The sequence below is a fragment of the Mycolicibacter terrae genome, assembly GCF_010727125.1.
In the GTDB taxonomy this organism is placed as follows: Bacteria; Actinomycetota; Actinomycetes; order Mycobacteriales; family Mycobacteriaceae; genus Mycobacterium; species Mycobacterium terrae.
This window is the reverse complement of record NZ_AP022564.1, coordinates 2,174,913-2,189,787: the sequence shown is the minus strand read 5'-3', so window position 1 is coordinate 2,189,787 and position 14,875 is coordinate 2,174,913. Positions and strand designations below refer to the sequence as shown.

Genomic DNA, 14,875 nt, shown 5'->3' with positions numbered 1-14,875 from the left:
CGGGTCAGTCCGGCGCCCGCACACTCCATGTTGCCCTATCTCTATTGAAAATGAAAGGTGATACTTGGCACTATAATTATCGGTATGACCGATATAAGCTATCAGCCGACGCTGGCGGGCCTGCGGGCGTTCGCCGCCGTTGCCGAGAAGCACCATTTCAGCCTCGCGGCAGCCGGCCTGGGCTTGAGCCAGTCGACGTTGTCGCAGGCCTTGTCGTCGCTGGAGGCCGGCCTGGGCGTCCAGCTGATCGAACGGTCCACCCGGCGGGTCTTCCTGACCCCGGAGGGACAGCAGCTGCTGGCCTACGCGCACGCCGTGCTCGACGCGGCGGCGCAGTTCTCGGCCGCGGCCGCCGGGGTCGCCGACCCGCTGCAGGGCACCATGCGGCTCGGTCTGATCCCGACCGTGGCGCCCTACGTGCTGCCCGCGGTGCTGGCCGGGGTATCCGAACGCCTACCGGAACTGAACCTGCGGGTGATCGAGGACCAGACCGAACGGTTGCTCACCGGGCTGCGGGAGGGGGCGGTGGATGCGGCGCTGCTAGCGTTGCCGACCGACGCCGGCGGAATGACTGAAATTCCCATCTATGACGAGGATTTCGTGTTGGCGCTCCCGCCCGGGCATGCGCTGGCCGGCAAGCGGCGGGTACCGCCGGCCGCCCTGGCGGACCTGCCGCTGCTGCTGCTCGACGAGGGTCACTGCCTGCGGGACCAGGCACTGGACATCTGCCGCAATGCGGGGGTGCGGGCGCAGTTGGCGAACACCCGGGCGGCATCGCTGGCGACGGCGGTGCAGTGCGTGACCGGCGGTCTGGGCGTGACGTTGATTCCGCAGACGGCGGTGGAGGTGGAGGCCGAGCGCAGCGGACTGGCGCTGGCCTACTTCGCCGCGCCCCGCCCGGGCCGGCGGATCGGGCTGGTGTTTCGCACCTCCAGCGGGCGTGAGGAGTCCTACCGGCGGTTGGCGGACATCATCGGCGACGTGATCGCCGCGCGACACCAGATCGATCGGGTCCGGTAAGTGTCGGTCCGCCGGCGACCCGATGGAGCCCGGTCTAGGCTGCACGGGTGATCCTGAAGATCGACGATGAGAACCGGGTTCGGACCTGTACGTTGAATCGCCCCGACGCGCTCAACGCGTTCGACGAGGCGCTCTACGACGCCACCGCCGAGGCACTGCTGGCTGCCGCCGAGGATCCGGACGTGGCCGTCGTGCTGCTGACCGGCGCCGGGCGCGCCTTCAGTGCCGGTACCGATCTCAACGAGATGCAGGCCCGGATCACCGATCCGCAGTTCAAGGAAGGCAAGTACGGCTTCACCGGACTGGTCGACGCCCTGGCGCGCTTCCCCAAGCCGCTGATCTGCGCGGTCAACGGGATCGGCCTGGGCATCGGCGCCACGATCCTCGGATATGCCGACCTGGTCTTCATGTCCGCGACCGCACGGCTGAAATGCCCGTTCACCAGCCTGGGGGTGGCCCCGGAAGCCGGGTCCTCCTATCTGCTTCCGCAGTTGATCGGACGGCAGAATGCGGCCTGGCTGCTGATGTCCTCGGAATGGGTCGACGCCGAGGAGGCACTGCGAATGGGTCTGGTCTGGAAGGTGTGCGAACCACAGGCGCTGCTCGACGAGGCCCACCGTCATGCCGAAGTGCTTGCCTCCCGGCCCATTTCAAGCCTGATGGCGGTCAAGGCCACCATGGTCGCGCCGGTGCGCGAGGAGGTCGCCGCGGCCACGGCGCGCGAGAACGCGCTGTTCGCCGAGCTGATGGGTGCGCAGGCCAACGCCGATGCCCTGGCCGAGTTCACCAGGCGGCGGAAGCGCTGATCAGCGTGACCCGACCGGCGTGATCTCCAGGGCAAGATGCCGCAGCGAGCCGTTGGCCGAACCGGACGGCGCCGCGGCCAGGGTGGCTTCGATGATGCCGCGGACCGTGCAGCGGCACCGGCCGCAGTCCCCGCCCGCCCCGCACATCGCGGCAACCTCTTTGGATGTCGAGGCGCCGGCGGCGACGGCGTCGGAAACCATCTGATTGGTGGCTCCGACACAAAGGCACACATACATGGCTCTACCCCTACCGACCGTCGCCCACAGGAGCCATGAGATCGATTGCAGCAGCGAACTTTCCGACGAACGGTCCGGGGTAACCACCGGCGCCCACCGCGGTCATCCACTCCGCAGCGGTGTCGGGGTGGTCGATCCAGCGCTGCGCGCTCGCCGCGTTGTCGATCTCCAACAGCGTCATCACCTCATTTCCGTCGTCGACGGCCTGATATACCCAGACTTTGCGCACGCCCGCGTCGGCGAACCGATCCAGCCCGCGATGCACCTTGGCCATCAGGTCCGCGGGATCGGCGACGGTGGACACCACCCCCACGATCACCTCCGGGCCCCGTGAACCGGGTTGTTCGGCGCCGGACTGGGTGAGGTTGATCTTCTCCCTGACCTCGCCGGCGAAGATCGCCGGCAGATCGTTGACCCCGGAGCGGTCGAACCATTCGAAGACGGCGGGGGAGCGCAACAACTCCGTGACCGACAGTCGGTGGCGCAAGCCGATCGTCACCAGCACCCGATCCGGCTCGGACACCGAGGTGTAGAGCACCGCATGGCGGGCTCCGAGCCCGAGAAGCGGCGTGTGATCGTCGCGGATCAGTGACCAGGTCCGGTCGATGTCGCCGACGCGGTAGTCCAGCGCCAGCACCAGCGAATGCGGATTGTCGCGGTGCGACATGCAACCGCCCGAAATGCCGGCACGGCGGCTAGGCGAAGCAAGTCTCATGTTAGTAGAGTCTAACCTAAGTTCCGCGCATCGCGCAGACCCGCATGGCGATCCGATTTCGCCGGGCACGAGGCCGATGCGTGGGTTCGACGCGCCGAGACACGGGTAAACACCGCACTGCGACCGGTGACCTGCATTAGATTGAATTCGGCGCGTTACGGCGATGATCAAGCCCCATTCGGCGCTGGGGGTATGCGCGGTTCTTCACACCAGAGGAGTGATCATGCAAGGCGACCCAGAGGTTCTCAAACTGCTCAATGAGCAGCTGACCAGTGAACTCACCGCGATCAACCAGTACTTCCTGCACGCCAAGATGCAAGCCGACTGGGGCCTGACCGAGGTGGCCGCCCACACCCGTGACGAGTCCATCGAAGAGATGCGCCATGCGGAGACGATCACCGATCGCATCCTGCTGCTCAACGGCCTGCCGAACTATCAGCGGATCGGGTCGCTGCGGATCGGCCAGACCCTGCGTGAACAGTTCGAGAGCGACCTCGCCATCGAGATGGAGGTGCTCAACCGGCTGCGGCCGGGCATCGTCATGTGCCGCGACAAGCAGGACAGCACCACCGCCAAGATCTTGGAGACCATCCTCGTTGACGAGGAATCCCATATCGACTACCTGCAGACCCAACTGGAGTTGATGGACAAGCTCGGCGAGGCGCTCTACCTGGCCCAGTGCGTCGCTCGCCCGCCCACCACGTGATCGTCCGCGTCGACGCGGGTACCCGTTAGCGTCCACCGCCGACGGGAAGGCGCGCATGACCGAATCGACGCCGGTCGCCGAGGACGCACGGCCCGCGCCGGTCAGCCCGCAGCGCCGCAATCTGATCTTTCTGGCGGTCGTGTTCGGCCTGCTGATGGCCGCGCTCGACCAGACCATCGTCGCCACGGCGCTGCCGACCATCGTGTCGGATCTGGGCAACGCCGGCCATCAGTCCTGGGTGGTCACCAGCTACCTGCTGACCTCGACCATCGCGACGATCCTGGCCGGCAAGCTGGGCGATCTGTTCGGCCGCAAACGGGTGTTTCAGGCCGCGGTGGTGTGCTTCGTCGCCGGGTCGGTGCTGTGCGGACTGTCCGCGTCGATGGGGATGCTGGTCGGTGCGCGGGCGCTGCAGGGCATCGGCGGGGTGCGGTCACGGTCACCGCCGCCGCGCTGATCGGCGAAGTCATTCCGCTGCGCGACCGGGGCCGCTACCAGGGCATGCTGGGTGCGGTTTTCGGTGTCACCACCGTGATCGGTCCGCTGCTGGGCGGGTATTTCACCGACTACCTGACCTGGCGGTGGGCGTTCTGGATCAACGTGCCGATCTCGGTGGTCGTGTTGGTAGTGGCCGGGGCGGCGATTCCGGCGCTGGCGGGCCGGGTCAAACCCGTCATCGACTACACCGGGATCGTGCTGATCGGTCTGGGCGCCACCGGGTTGACGCTGGCCACCAGCTGGGGCGGCACCCGCTACACCTGGGGGTCGCCGACGATCATCGCGCTGTTCCTCGGGTCGGTGGTGGCGCTGGCGCTGTTCGCCCGGGTGGAAAGCCGGGCCGCGGCTCCGATCCTGCCGACCCGGCTCTTCGCCGACCCGGTGTTCGCGGTGTGCTGCGTGCTGGCGTTCGTGGTCGGCTTCGCGATGCTGGGCGCACTCACCTTCCTGCCCACCTTCATGCAGTACGTCGACGGGGTCTCGGCGATCACCTCCGGACTGCGCACGCTACCGATGGTGGTGGGGATGTTGGTGACTTCCACAGGCAGCGGCACCCTGGTCGGACGGACGGGCCGGTACAAGATCTTTCCGGTGACCGGTACGGCACTCATGACGATCGCATTCGTGCTGATGTCGCAGATGGACGCCACCACGCCGGCGCTGCTGCAGTCGGCCTACCTGATCCTGCTGGGCGCCGGCATAGGGCTGTCGATGCAGGTCCTGGTCCTCGTCGTGCAGAACACCTCGAGCTTCGCCGACCTCGGGGTGGCCACCTCCGGGGTCACCTTCTTCCGGACCATCGGCAGCTCGTTCGGCGCCGCCGTCTTCGGATCGCTGTTCGTCAACTTCTTAGACCACCGCCTCGGTTCCGCCCTCCACACCGCCGGGCTGGCCGCCGACGCGGCCGCCTCGCCCGAGGCGCTGCACCGGCTCTCACCGGAGCAGGCGGCACCAATCGTGCAGGCCTACGCCGACTCCCTCGGCCAGGTGTTCCTGTGGGCCGCGCCGGTCGCGCTGCTCGGGTTCGTGCTGGCGCTGTTCCTGCGCGAGGTTCCGCTCAAGGACCTGCATGACAACGCGGCCGACATCGGCGACGGTTTCGGCATGCCCAGCACCGCTTCGTCGGACGAACTGCTGGAGACCGCGATCGGGCGCCTGCTGCGGAACGAACCCGGGGTGCGACTGCGCAGCATCGCGATGCGCGCGGACTGCGAACTCGATGTCGCCGGGCTGTGGACGGTGCTGCGGATCTATCGATACACCCAGGTGTTTCGGACCGCGCGGCTCAGCGACATCGGCAAGACCCTGCGCGTCCCCTACGAGATCCTCGAACCCACCGTCGATCGCCTGGTCGCCCAGGGCTACGTGCTGCGCGACGGCGACCACCTGGGCCTGACCCGGGCCGGACTGCGCCAGGTGAAGTTCGTGACCGCACTGGTGCAGGACTGGGTGAGCGACAAGCTTGCTCGCTCGCCCGGGTTCGAGGGTCGCCCCGACCGCGCTGAGGTCGAAGCCGCGCTGCAGCGGATCGCGCACCGGGCCCTGGTCGATCCCGACGATGCGGGGGAGTCGGCGGAGTTCGCCGGCACCACCCGCGGCTGAGATGTCGAGCACCCGCTTCGTCCGGCTCCGCCGCACGGGCGATCGACGCTAGTATCCCTGGGTATGAGCCGAATCGGGACGTTCCCCGCAGATGACGTGATGGGCTGGATGGCCAAGTCGCCCGAACTGGCCGCCGGGATAGGTGGATTCAGCACCGCGGTCTACACCAGCGGCCGGCTGCCGATGCGCGTCCGAGAGCTGGCCCGGATGGTGATCGCCTTCGACAACGAGTGCGCGGTATGCGTCAACACCCGCGACGCCGACGGTCCGGCGGCCGGGGTGAGCGAGGAGCTCTACGACCACGCGTCGGAATGGCGCACCTGGCCCGGCTACAGCGACCAGGAGCGGCTGGCCGCCGAGTTCGCCCACCGGTTCGCCACCGACCACACCGGCCTGCGCGACGACGAGGACTTCTGGTCGCGGTGCTCCGAGCACTTCAGCGACGAGCTGCTCGCCGACCTCGCGCTGTCGTGTGCGCTCTGGTTGGGCATGGGTCGGCTGCTGCGCACCTTGGACATCGGGCAGGCCTGCAGCTTCACCCTGCCCAGCCGCGCTTGACGCCGACGCGACGGGCACGCCGGGCCGGCTGGGCGTTGGCCGCTGTCGCTGCGGTGGGGGCCGCGGGTGTCGCGGCGAATCGGTTGCGCGGGACCAAAATTCGTACGGCCGGTTCGTCGCCGTTGAGTCCGGAGTGGACCCCGCCGCCGGCACAGTACGGGGTCGGGGTGCGGCGCAACGTGGCCGTGGAGATGAGCGACGGCGTGGTGCTGCGTGCCGACGTGCATTACCCGACCGTGCTGGAGACCGGGCTGCCCGCCGCCGGGCCGTTTCCGGTGCTGTTGTCGCTGACCCCCTACGGCAAGCTGGCCCCGCCGCCGGCCGCGCAGATCGGCGGCGGTCCGACCCCCCGCCTGATCCGGCGGGGCTACATCGAGGCGATGGTCGACGTCCGCGGTACCGGGGCATCCGGTGGCTCGTTCGAGATGTTCGGACCCGACCAGGCCCGGGACGGGGCCGAGCTGGTCACCTGGGCGTCGACGCTGCCGAACGCCAACGGCCGGGTCGGCATGTTCGGTATCTCCTACCTGGCGATCAACCAGCTGTTCACCGCGGCCGCCGTCGGCCCGGACTCCCCGCTGAAGGCGATCTTCCCGGTGATGGCCGCCAACGACTTCTACCGGGACGTCGCCGCGATGGGTGGGGCGCCGCACCTGGTGGCGGTGCGCGGCTACGGGGCGGTGTACGCGATGCTCAACGTCATCAACCCGGCGTTGGAGTTCGTCACCCCCGGCGGGCACCCGCGCCCCCGGTCCGGCGGACTCGCCGCGGTGCGGCAACGCGGCAGGGACCAGCGCAACTATTTCTGGCCGCTCATCGGTGAGGTACGCAGCGGCGGCGACGCCGCCTACGACGGCCCGTTGTGGGACCGCATGCGGCCCGATCCGGTGCTGCCCGCGATCGCCGCCAACAAGGTCGCGGTCTTTCTGGTGGGCGGCTGGCACGACGCCTTCCAGCGTGGCGCGCCACTGAACTACGCCGCGCTGCAGAATGCCTGCAGCGGACGGCCCGCGAGCGGCCCCATGCAACCGGGGCAGCCGCCGGTAGACCGGATCAGGCTGATGATGGGTCCGTGGTATCACGTGTCGGACTTCGATGGCCTCAAGATGCAGGATCTGCAACTGCGCTGGTTCGATTACTGGTTGAAAGACGATGCGGCGGCGGAGATCTCAGGGCCGCCGTTCAGCTTTCAGCCGATCGGTGACCGCCGGTGGTACCACACCCGCGAGTACCCGATTCCGGGCGCGACACCCACCCGGTTCTACCTGTCGCAGGGGGGCCGGCTGCAGGCCGATGCCCCGCCCGAGCAGAGCTCGGCCACGCTGCGGTACCGCTCGCGCGGGCCGATGTCGGGGCGCAGCCTGGAACAGTGGTCGTTGGGCCTGGGCAGCTTCGTCACCACGTCGGCCGGCGGCCGCACCCGCCACGACCAGGACAACCGCCGCGTGCAACGGGGTGCGCTGACCTACACGACCGAGGCATTCGAATCTCCGGTGCTGCTCGCCGGACCGATCGCGCTGCGCATCCACGCGACCGCTGACACCACCGAGACGTTGTGGGTCGCCCACCTCGACGACGTCGCCCCGGAAGGCGGGTGCCGCCCATTGACGCAGGGGGCATTGCTCGGTTCGCACCGGGAACTGGATCCGGAACGCACCTGGTATCTGCCGGACGGCACCGTGTTGCGCCCGCACCACCTCAGCACCCGCTCCGCGATGCGACCGGTCGAACCCGGGCAGCCGACCGGCTACGACATCGAGATCTTTCCGACCGCGGCGATGATCGTTCCCGGGCACCGACTGCGACTTACCCTGACCACCTACGATTTTCCGCACCTGGTACCCACCGCGCCCGCCCGGCACGCGCTGGCCGGCGGTACCTACCAGGTGCATCAGGGCGGGGCCACACCGTCGTTCCTGCTGCTTCCGCTGGCCGACCCGGGCGTTCTGGGCTGACCGCTACGGCTGTTCGACCACGTCGCGGATGCGCTCCAGCGTGCGCCGCATGTCGCGGATGTTGTTGCGCTGCCGCAGAAAACCACCGAACACCCAGTAGTACACGCTGGTCAGGAAGGAGTCGGCCAGCTTGAAGGACTCGGTGACGTCGGTGCCGTCCGCCGTCGGCGTCAGCTCGTAGCGCCATGTATTCAGCGCGCGATCACCGGCGAGCACCGCGAAGCCGAACACCCGGTTCGTCTCGCACTCGGTGACCCGGCACGTCGTCCAGTACACCGGTCCGATCCCGTTGCGCCGGACGTGCCCGCGGAATCGCGCCCCCACCGCGGGACCGTCGGCACCGTCGAGCCACTCGGCCTCGAAGGTCTCGGGGGAGAACCGCCCGATGTTGCGGACATCAGCCACCAGATCCCAGACCCGTTCGGGAGGGGCTGCCATATGAACTGTCGCGGAACCCTGCATGCTCGCCAATCCAAGCACGTGTGCCGCGGTGGGGCCACCATTACCCCGGGGCCACCCCGGACACAGCACTGAGCCCCACCCGAATCGGGTGGGGCTCAGCGTTGAAGCTGCCTGGCTTTCGGCTCAGCCCTCGGCGCCGCCGCCGGCGCTGGCGCCCAGGTGGCTCTGCAGGTCGGGCTTCATCGCCTGCAGCTGAGCACCCCAGTACTCCCAGCTGTGGGTGCCGTAGTCCGGGAAGTTGAACACAGCGTTGTTGCCACCGGCCGCGGTGTAGAGCTCCTGGAACTTCTTGTTCTGGCCGATCATGAAATTGCCCTCGAGGAACGTCGCGGGCAGGTTGTCGCCGCCCAACTCGTTGGGGCGACCGTTGCCGCAGTAGACCCACAGGCGGGTGTTGTTGGCGACCAGCTTGTCGACGTTGAGCGTCGGGTCATTGCGCACCCAGGCCGGGTCGTCGTCGGGACCCCACATGTCTTCCTTCTTGTAGCCCCCGGCGTCGCCCATGGCCAGGCCGATCCAGCTCTTGCCGTCCGACGGGTTGACGTAGCCGGACAATGAACCCGCGTAGGTGAACTGGTTGGGGTGGTAGATCGCCAGGTTCATCGCCGATGCACCGGCCATCGACAGGCCGACCGCCGCGTTGCGGCTCTGGCTGACGCCGTACTCCGAGGCCAGGTAGGACGGCAGCTCACTGGTGAGGAAGGTCTCCCACTTGTAGGTGGAGCAGCCCGCCTTGCCGCAGGCCGGCTTGTACCAGTCGCTGTAGAAGCTGGACTGGCCACCGACCGGCATGATCACCGAGAGCCCGGACTGGTAGTACCACTCGAAGGCCGGGGTGTTGATGTCCCAGCCGTTGTAGTCGTCCTGGGCGCGCATCCCGTCGAGCAGGTACAGGCCCGGGGAGCCCTGACCGCCGCTCTGGAACTGGACCTTGATGTCACGACCCATACCTGCCGAAGGAACCTGCAGGTATTCGACCGGCAGACCCGGCCGCGAGAACGCCGATGCGGTCGCCTCGCCACCCGTCAGGCCGATCAGGCCGGGCAGCGCTGCTGCGGCCACCGCGCCGACCATCAGCCGGCGCACCCAGCGCATCCCCTTGGTCACGTCTGTCATTCCTGCCCCTTGTCGTCTGCTGCTGTCGTCTGCTGCGGAACGCTCTCGAAATATTCTCAAAGTAGCTAATCTGTCGATCGCGACGCATAGCACGCCACCTTCGGTGCCGGGCCCTCAACATGCAACAACGGCCGCCATCCGCAACTCCGCGGCCGTCTCGGGGATCCGACTAGCGACATAGCATACCTGATTTACGGGCTGGACCCGGTTAGGCACAAGCGTCCGACACGCGTAGGCTCGCCTCCGGTAAGCCGACAAGACCACACTGTCCTGGGCTGTCCCCGGTCCGTTCCGGTGCCCGCCGAGCCCCACCCCGGGCGAGGCGAAGGCTCTCCGCCGACGCGGTGACATCGCAGATCAGGACGATTGGGGCGCGCGATTTTGGATACGGTACTGGGGCTGGCGATGACGCCGACGACGATCGGCTGGGTCATGGCCGAAGGACGGGCCGATGGCTGCCCGACGGTTTCCGGTGACGAGTTCGCAATCAGTCGCAGTGATGCCGGCCTCGATGCGGTGAGCACGGCGTCGTCGGCCTCGGCCGTCGCAGCTCGGGTCCGCACGGTGCTGGCCGGCCGCGGTGACCGGCTGCGCGGCGTGGGAGTTACCTGGAGCGACGAAGCAGCCGTCGGGGCCGCCCTGCTGCTGGAATCGTTGGCCGATGCCGGTTTCGACAACGTGGTGCCGGTACGTTTCAGTCGGGCCGCCGCCGCATTGACCAGTGGCATCGGACAGCGCGGTCAACAGCCGGCGGTGTGCGTCGTGGAGCCCGGATTGGCCACGCTGGTGCTGTTCGACGGTTCCGGTGGCGAGGATCCGATCGTCACCGCCTGTCCGATCGGTGGCACCGACGAGGTGATCGGCTGGCTGGCCGACACGTTCGGATCCGGTGGCCGGCGGCCCGAGGTGCTGATGGTGGCCGGCTCCATGCGCGGCATGGACCGGCTCGGGCGCCGCCTGGAGTCCAGGCTTTCGGTGCCGGTGTTCGTCCAGGCCGGAGCACAGCAGGCGTTGGCGCGCGGCGCGGCGCTGGCCCTGGCCCCGCACGCCGACCTGCCCGGCCCGCCGGTGGCCGGCACCCCGGCCGGGTTGCGCATCGGCTCGGGGCGTGCGATGTCCCTGTCATACGTCGGGGCCCTGACGATGCTGACCGGGGGAGCGGTGACCTTTGTGGCCTCCCTGTCCGCCGCGCTGAGCCTGCAGATGGTCCCGGGCCGGGATGCCCCGGACGTGCGTCCGTCCGAGCACGTGACGGTGGCTCGCGTCGCCGTGCCGGCCGCCCCACCACCCGCTGCTCCGGTGGCGCTGCCGCCGGCTGGCCCCGCTCCGTCGGCCGAGCCGCCGGAGCAACCGGTCGAGTTCGGTTCGCTGTGGGACGGACCGGCAGTGGCCCCGGAGCCGCCGGCACCCCCGCCGAGCAGCGGACCGTCATTGTTGGACCGGTTCCGCGAACGTCTTCCGCGGCTGCCCGGCCGCTGAGTCAGGCTCCGCGGATCTCGTCGTCCGCGACGGTCGCCGTAAAGGTCACAGTCACCTCGTCGGCGACCCGCATGGCGCCCATCAGCATCGAATAGCGCTGTACACCGAAGTCGCTGTGGCGCACCACGGTGTCGCCATCGAGCCGCCAGGAACCGCTCGGTTGATGCGGCGGCCTCACCCGCACCTCGACGACGTGCGGCCTGCTCCGGCCGTGGATCTGTAGTGTCCCGGCCAGCCGATAGCCGTCGCCGGCCGATTCGATGTCGTCGCACTCGAACCGGATCTGGCCGTACCGGCCGGCGCCGAGACACTTCAACACGTTGGTGCGGATCAGTGACTTCTCCGGAGCGGTCAGCGGGGTCAATCCGCCGTCGCCGCGCAGCACCTGCAGCGAATCCACCTCGACGGTCAGCGTCACGGCGGTGGGCCGCTCGCCGGACCATGACACCGCCGCCTGCCAGCGCTGCATGGCGATGGTGAGACGATGGCCCATCTTCGCGGCGCGACCGGTCACGCCCGTCTCGAGCCGAAGTTGTCCGTGCGTCCCGTCGCACCGCCCCTGCGCCCCGGCCATCTGCGGCACTCTAGCGGCGTGGCGGGCCGGCGGGGGCGACGGGCGGCGGCATTCGGCGGATTCGCGATGAGGCGCTGCGGCCACCCGTTAGGCTTCCCCCGGGGCCGCCTGCTGGCCAGTAACGAGAAGACTAAGGGCGAAGAATGATTCGTGAACTAGCTGCAGCCACTTTCGTCGCCGGCGCTGTGGGGGCAGCCGCGGTCGGTGCGGCACCGGTCGCTGTTGCCTACCCCGGTGACGTCCCGGGCATGGCCGAAGGCGCCCGGCAGGGCGATGCCTGCTTCAGCTGGGAGCGCTTCATCTACGGCCACGGCCCCAACGGCCAGGCGCTGGCATGCCATTTCATCGCCAACCAGTGGCCGCCCAAGGACACCGGCTTCTGGCAGATCTCCTACCCGCTCTACGGAGTGCAGGACATCGGCTCGCCGTGCCCGAACCCGCAGTCGGCCGCGCAGTCGGCGGACGGGCTGCCGCTGTTGTGCCTGGGCGCGCAGGGCTGGCAGCCGGGCATCTACACCGGGGGCATCGGACCGTACTTCCCGCCCGGGATCGCCCAGGTCGGGTGATCGCGCGTCGCGCCTGTCCGGAGCATTTGTCCAGGATGCTGCGTTAGCTTCGAGTGGGAAGCGATACGCAGGAGGTGCCGGACTTGGGCGGACGCGAGGATGCAACGTCGGAATTGTTGGTGATCTTCGGGATAACCGGGGACCTGGCCCGCAAGATGACATTCCGTGCGCTGTACCGCCTGGAACGCCGCAAGCTGCTGGATGGCCCCATCCTGGGCGTGGCCAGTGACGACATCACGGTAGAGGAGCTGGTCAAGCGGGCCGGCGAGGCGATCCGGCACACCGGCGAGCCATTCGACGAGGCGGTGTTCGGCCGGCTGGCCAAGCGGCTGTCCTACCTGCACGGCGACGTCACCGATGCCGCGCTCTATGAACAGCTCGCCGAGCGGATCGGCGCCGATCGGCAGTGCCTGTATTACTTGGAGATGCCGCCGACGCTGTTTGCGCCGATCGTGGAAAACCTCGGCCGGGCCGGGCTGCTGGCGCGGTCCCGGGTGGCGGTGGAGAAGCCGTTCGGCCATGACCTGGCCTCCGCGCGCGACCTCAACGCCCGATTGCGCGCGGTGCTGCGCGAGGACCAGATCCTGCGGGTGGATCACTTCCTGGGCAAGCAACCCGTCGCCGACCTCGAGTGCCTGCGGTTCGCCAACACCACGCTCGCCGAGCTGTGGGACCGGCACAGCATCGCCGAGATCCACATCACCATGGCCGAGGATTTCGGCGTCGAGGACCGGGGCAGTTTTTACGACGCCGTCGGTGCGTTGCGCGACGTGGTGCAGAACCACCTGCTGCAGGTGCTGGCGCTGGTCGCGATGGAACCGCCGGTCGGGCCCGGCGACGACGACCTCAACGACAAGAAGGCCGAGGTGTTCAAGGCGATCCCGGCGGCCGATCCGGCGCACTACGTGCGGGGCCAGTACCGCGGGTACACCGACGTCGCCGGGGTGGCCGACGGGTCGCAGACCGAGACGTTCGTGGCGTTGCGCCTGGAGATCGAGAACTGGCGCTGGGCGGGGGTGCCGATCTTCCTGCGGGCCGGCAAGGCGCTTCCCGAACGGGTCACCGAGGTCCGGCTGTTCACCCGTCGCGTTCCGGCGCTGGCGTTCATGCCGCACCGCGAACGGGCGCAACGCAACCAGATCGTGTTGCGCATCGACCCCGATCCGGGTCTGCGGTTGCAGCTGGTGGCTCAGGACGACCAGAACGGTCACGCCTGGCGCGATGTGCACCTGGACTCCTCGTTCGCCGAGGACCTCGGGGAACCGATCCAGCCCTACGAGCGGTTGCTGTACGCCGCGATGACCGGCGACCGCCGGCTGTTCGCCCGGGAGGACAGCATTGAAGAGACCTGGCGGATCGTGGCCCCGCTGCTCGAGCACCGGGGAGAGATCCACGCCTACGAGCGCGGCTCGTGGGGACCCGAGGCGGCAAGCGAGCTGGTCCGCGGCCATCGGAGCTGGCAGGAGCCATGGCTGCCCGAGCGCGGCCGGTCACACTGAGGGAGGACAGACATGCGACTGGGGATGATCGGCCTGGGCCGGATGGGGGCCAATCTTGTTCGGCGACTGGTCGCCGACGGCCACGAATGCGTGGTGTACGACCATAATGCCGATGCGGTCGCCGCGCTGGCCGCCGAGACCAACTGCACCGGCGTGTCCTCGCCGGCCGAGCTGGCGGCGAACCTGCCCACCCCCCGCGTGGTGTGGGTGATGGTGCCGGCCGGCTCGATCACCACCGGGGTCATCGAAGAGCTCGCCGACACGCTGGCGGCCGGAGATATTGTGATCGACGGCGGCAACTCCTACTACCGCGACGACATCAAGCACGCAAAATTATTGGCCGACAAAGGTATTCGACTGCTGGACTGCGGCACTAGTGGCGGCGTGTGGGGTCGTGAGCGCGGCTACTGCCTGATGATCGGAGGGGACCGCGACGCCTTCGACCATGCCGAGCCGATCTTCGCCACCATCGCCCCGGGGGTCGATGCCGCCCCGCGCACACCGGGCCGCGACGGTGAGGTCTCCCAGGCCGAGAACGGCTACCTCTACTGCGGCCCGTCGGGGGCCGGGCACTTCGTGAAGATGGTGCACAACGGCATCGAGTACGGGATGATGGCCTCGATCGCCGAGGGGCTGAACATCCTGCACCACGCCAATATCGGCAAGGCCGATCAGCAGGGCGACGCCGAGACCGCACCGCTGAGCCATCCTGAGTTCTATCAGTACGACATCGACATCCCCGAAGTCACCGAGGTCTGGCGGCGCGGCAGTGTGATCGGCTCCTGGCTGTTGGATCTGACCGCCAGCGCGCTGCAGAAATCTCCGGCGCTGGAGGAATTCGCCGGCCGGGTGTCCGATTCCGGGGAGGGCCGCTGGACCGTCATCGCCGCGATCGACGAAGGGGTGCCGGCCCCGGTGCTCACCACGGCGCTGTACGCGCGCTTCGCCTCACGTCATCTGTTCGAGTTCGGTGCGAAGGTGCTCTCGGCGATGCGCAAGCAGTTCGGCGGGCACGACGAGAAATCTGCGTGAGCTGACCGCGGCCCGGGGCGGATAGCCGCGCGGCAGCGCAGCGCGCCGAT

14 protein-coding genes and 1 pseudogene are annotated in these 14,875 nt (G+C 68.6%); 10 read left to right on the top strand and 5 right to left on the bottom strand.

Annotation, left to right across the window (positions count from 1 at the left end; genetic code table 11):
* Positions 1–84: 84 nt before the first annotated feature.
* On the top strand, positions 85–1,020 hold the full coding sequence (locus G6N23_RS10610; protein WP_085259419.1) for a hydrogen peroxide-inducible genes activator: 936 nt from the start codon (positions 85–87) through the stop codon (positions 1,018–1,020).
* Between the two features lie 47 nt (positions 1,021–1,067).
* On the top strand, positions 1,068–1,826 hold the full coding sequence (locus G6N23_RS10605; protein ID WP_085259418.1) for an enoyl-CoA hydratase/isomerase family protein: 759 nt from the start codon (positions 1,068–1,070) through the stop codon (positions 1,824–1,826).
* Here the strand turns inward: G6N23_RS10605 and G6N23_RS10600 are convergent, their stop codons facing one another.
* Both G6N23_RS10600 and G6N23_RS10595 read right to left on the bottom strand, forming a co-directional pair.
* Positions 1,827–2,063, bottom strand: coding sequence for a (2Fe-2S)-binding protein (locus G6N23_RS10600; RefSeq protein WP_064853472.1), 237 nt, complete (start codon positions 2,061–2,063; stop codon positions 1,827–1,829).
* Between the two features lie 10 nt (positions 2,064–2,073).
* Positions 2,074–2,730 carry a fatty-acid--CoA ligase gene (locus tag G6N23_RS10595; protein ID WP_085259417.1) on the bottom strand — a complete coding sequence of 219 codons (657 nt, stop codon included), beginning with the start codon at positions 2,728–2,730 and terminating at the stop codon, positions 2,074–2,076.
* A 271-nt stretch (positions 2,731–3,001) separates the two neighbouring features.
* Here G6N23_RS10595 and bfr point away from each other — a divergent pair, with 271 nt between their 5' ends.
* The 4 genes and pseudogenes from bfr (at position 3,002) to G6N23_RS10575 (ending at position 8,097) form a co-directional block, all read left to right on the top strand.
* Positions 3,002–3,484 (top strand): bacterioferritin, encoded by a 483-nt coding sequence (bfr, locus tag G6N23_RS10590; RefSeq protein WP_085259498.1) that lies wholly within the window; start codon positions 3,002–3,004, stop codon positions 3,482–3,484.
* A gap of 55 nt (positions 3,485–3,539) precedes the next feature.
* A pseudogene (locus tag G6N23_RS10585) lies at positions 3,540–5,584 on the top strand (MDR family MFS transporter).
* A 63-nt stretch (positions 5,585–5,647) separates the two neighbouring features.
* Positions 5,648–6,142 carry a carboxymuconolactone decarboxylase family protein gene (locus tag G6N23_RS10580; RefSeq protein WP_085259415.1) on the top strand — a complete coding sequence of 165 codons (495 nt, stop codon included), beginning with the start codon at positions 5,648–5,650 and terminating at the stop codon, positions 6,140–6,142.
* A 191-nt stretch (positions 6,143–6,333) separates the two neighbouring features.
* Positions 6,334–8,097, top strand: a complete 1,764-nt coding sequence (locus tag G6N23_RS10575) for a CocE/NonD family hydrolase (RefSeq protein ID WP_085259497.1) — start codon at positions 6,334–6,336, stop codon at positions 8,095–8,097.
* A gap of 3 nt (positions 8,098–8,100) precedes the next feature.
* On the opposite strand, the gene G6N23_RS10570 is transcribed toward G6N23_RS10575, so the two are convergent.
* Positions 8,101–8,559, bottom strand: coding sequence for an SRPBCC family protein (locus G6N23_RS10570; RefSeq protein ID WP_085259414.1), 459 nt, complete (start codon positions 8,557–8,559; stop codon positions 8,101–8,103).
* A gap of 123 nt (positions 8,560–8,682) precedes the next feature.
* The gene (locus G6N23_RS10565) at positions 8,683–9,675 is read right to left on the bottom strand and encodes an esterase family protein (RefSeq protein WP_085259413.1); all 993 of its coding nucleotides are present in this window, start codon (positions 9,673–9,675) and stop codon (positions 8,683–8,685) included.
* A gap of 381 nt (positions 9,676–10,056) precedes the next feature.
* Between G6N23_RS10565 and G6N23_RS10560 the strand changes: the two genes are divergently transcribed.
* Entirely contained in the window at positions 10,057–11,154 is a 1,098-nt protein-coding gene (locus tag G6N23_RS10560) for a DUF7159 family protein (RefSeq protein ID WP_085259412.1), read from the top strand.
* Position 11,155: 1 nt separating this feature from the next.
* Here G6N23_RS10560 and G6N23_RS10555 read toward each other — a convergent pair whose 3' ends face one another.
* The gene (locus tag G6N23_RS10555) at positions 11,156–11,728 is read right to left on the bottom strand and encodes a YceI family protein (RefSeq protein ID WP_085259411.1); all 573 of its coding nucleotides are present in this window, start codon (positions 11,726–11,728) and stop codon (positions 11,156–11,158) included.
* 143 nt (positions 11,729–11,871) lie between these two features.
* Here G6N23_RS10555 and G6N23_RS10550 point away from each other — a divergent pair, with 143 nt between their 5' ends.
* The 3 genes from G6N23_RS10550 to gnd all read left to right on the top strand — a co-directional run bounded on the left by G6N23_RS10550 (position 11,872) and on the right by gnd (position 14,825).
* On the top strand, positions 11,872–12,294 hold the full coding sequence (locus G6N23_RS10550) for a hypothetical protein (protein ID WP_085259410.1): 423 nt from the start codon (positions 11,872–11,874) through the stop codon (positions 12,292–12,294).
* Positions 12,295–12,377: 83 nt separating this feature from the next.
* Positions 12,378–13,793, top strand: coding sequence for a glucose-6-phosphate dehydrogenase (locus G6N23_RS10545; protein WP_095174181.1), 1,416 nt, complete (start codon positions 12,378–12,380; stop codon positions 13,791–13,793).
* A gap of 12 nt (positions 13,794–13,805) precedes the next feature.
* Positions 13,806–14,825: a phosphogluconate dehydrogenase (NAD(+)-dependent, decarboxylating) gene (gnd, locus tag G6N23_RS10540; RefSeq protein WP_085259409.1), complete on the top strand. Its 1,020-nt coding sequence runs from the start codon at positions 13,806–13,808 to the stop codon at positions 14,823–14,825.
* Positions 14,826–14,875: the final 50 nt, after the last annotated feature.

Excerpts from the sequence above, each read along its gene's own strand:
- G6N23_RS10610 (WP_085259419.1), top strand. The coding sequence starts at position 85 with ATGACCGATATAAGCTATCAGCCGACGCTGGCGGGCCTGCGGGCGTTC.
- G6N23_RS10600 (WP_064853472.1), bottom strand. The coding sequence starts at position 2,063 with ATGTATGTGTGCCTTTGTGTCGGAGCCACCAATCAGATGGTTTCCGAC.
- G6N23_RS10595 (WP_085259417.1), bottom strand. The coding sequence starts at position 2,730 with ATGTCGCACCGCGACAATCCGCATTCGCTGGTGCTGGCGCTGGACTAC.
- bfr (WP_085259498.1), top strand. The coding sequence starts at position 3,002 with ATGCAAGGCGACCCAGAGGTTCTCAAACTGCTCAATGAGCAGCTGACC.
- G6N23_RS10580 (WP_085259415.1), top strand. The coding sequence starts at position 5,648 with ATGAGCCGAATCGGGACGTTCCCCGCAGATGACGTGATGGGCTGGATG.
- G6N23_RS10575 (WP_085259497.1), top strand. The coding sequence starts at position 6,334 with ATGAGCGACGGCGTGGTGCTGCGTGCCGACGTGCATTACCCGACCGTG.
- G6N23_RS10570 (WP_085259414.1), bottom strand. The coding sequence starts at position 8,559 with ATGCAGGGTTCCGCGACAGTTCATATGGCAGCCCCTCCCGAACGGGTC.
- G6N23_RS10565 (WP_085259413.1), bottom strand. The coding sequence starts at position 9,675 with ATGACAGACGTGACCAAGGGGATGCGCTGGGTGCGCCGGCTGATGGTC.
- G6N23_RS10555 (WP_085259411.1), bottom strand. The coding sequence starts at position 11,728 with ATGGCCGGGGCGCAGGGGCGGTGCGACGGGACGCACGGACAACTTCGG.
- G6N23_RS10550 (WP_085259410.1), top strand. The coding sequence starts at position 11,872 with ATGATTCGTGAACTAGCTGCAGCCACTTTCGTCGCCGGCGCTGTGGGG.
- gnd (WP_085259409.1), top strand. The coding sequence starts at position 13,806 with ATGCGACTGGGGATGATCGGCCTGGGCCGGATGGGGGCCAATCTTGTT.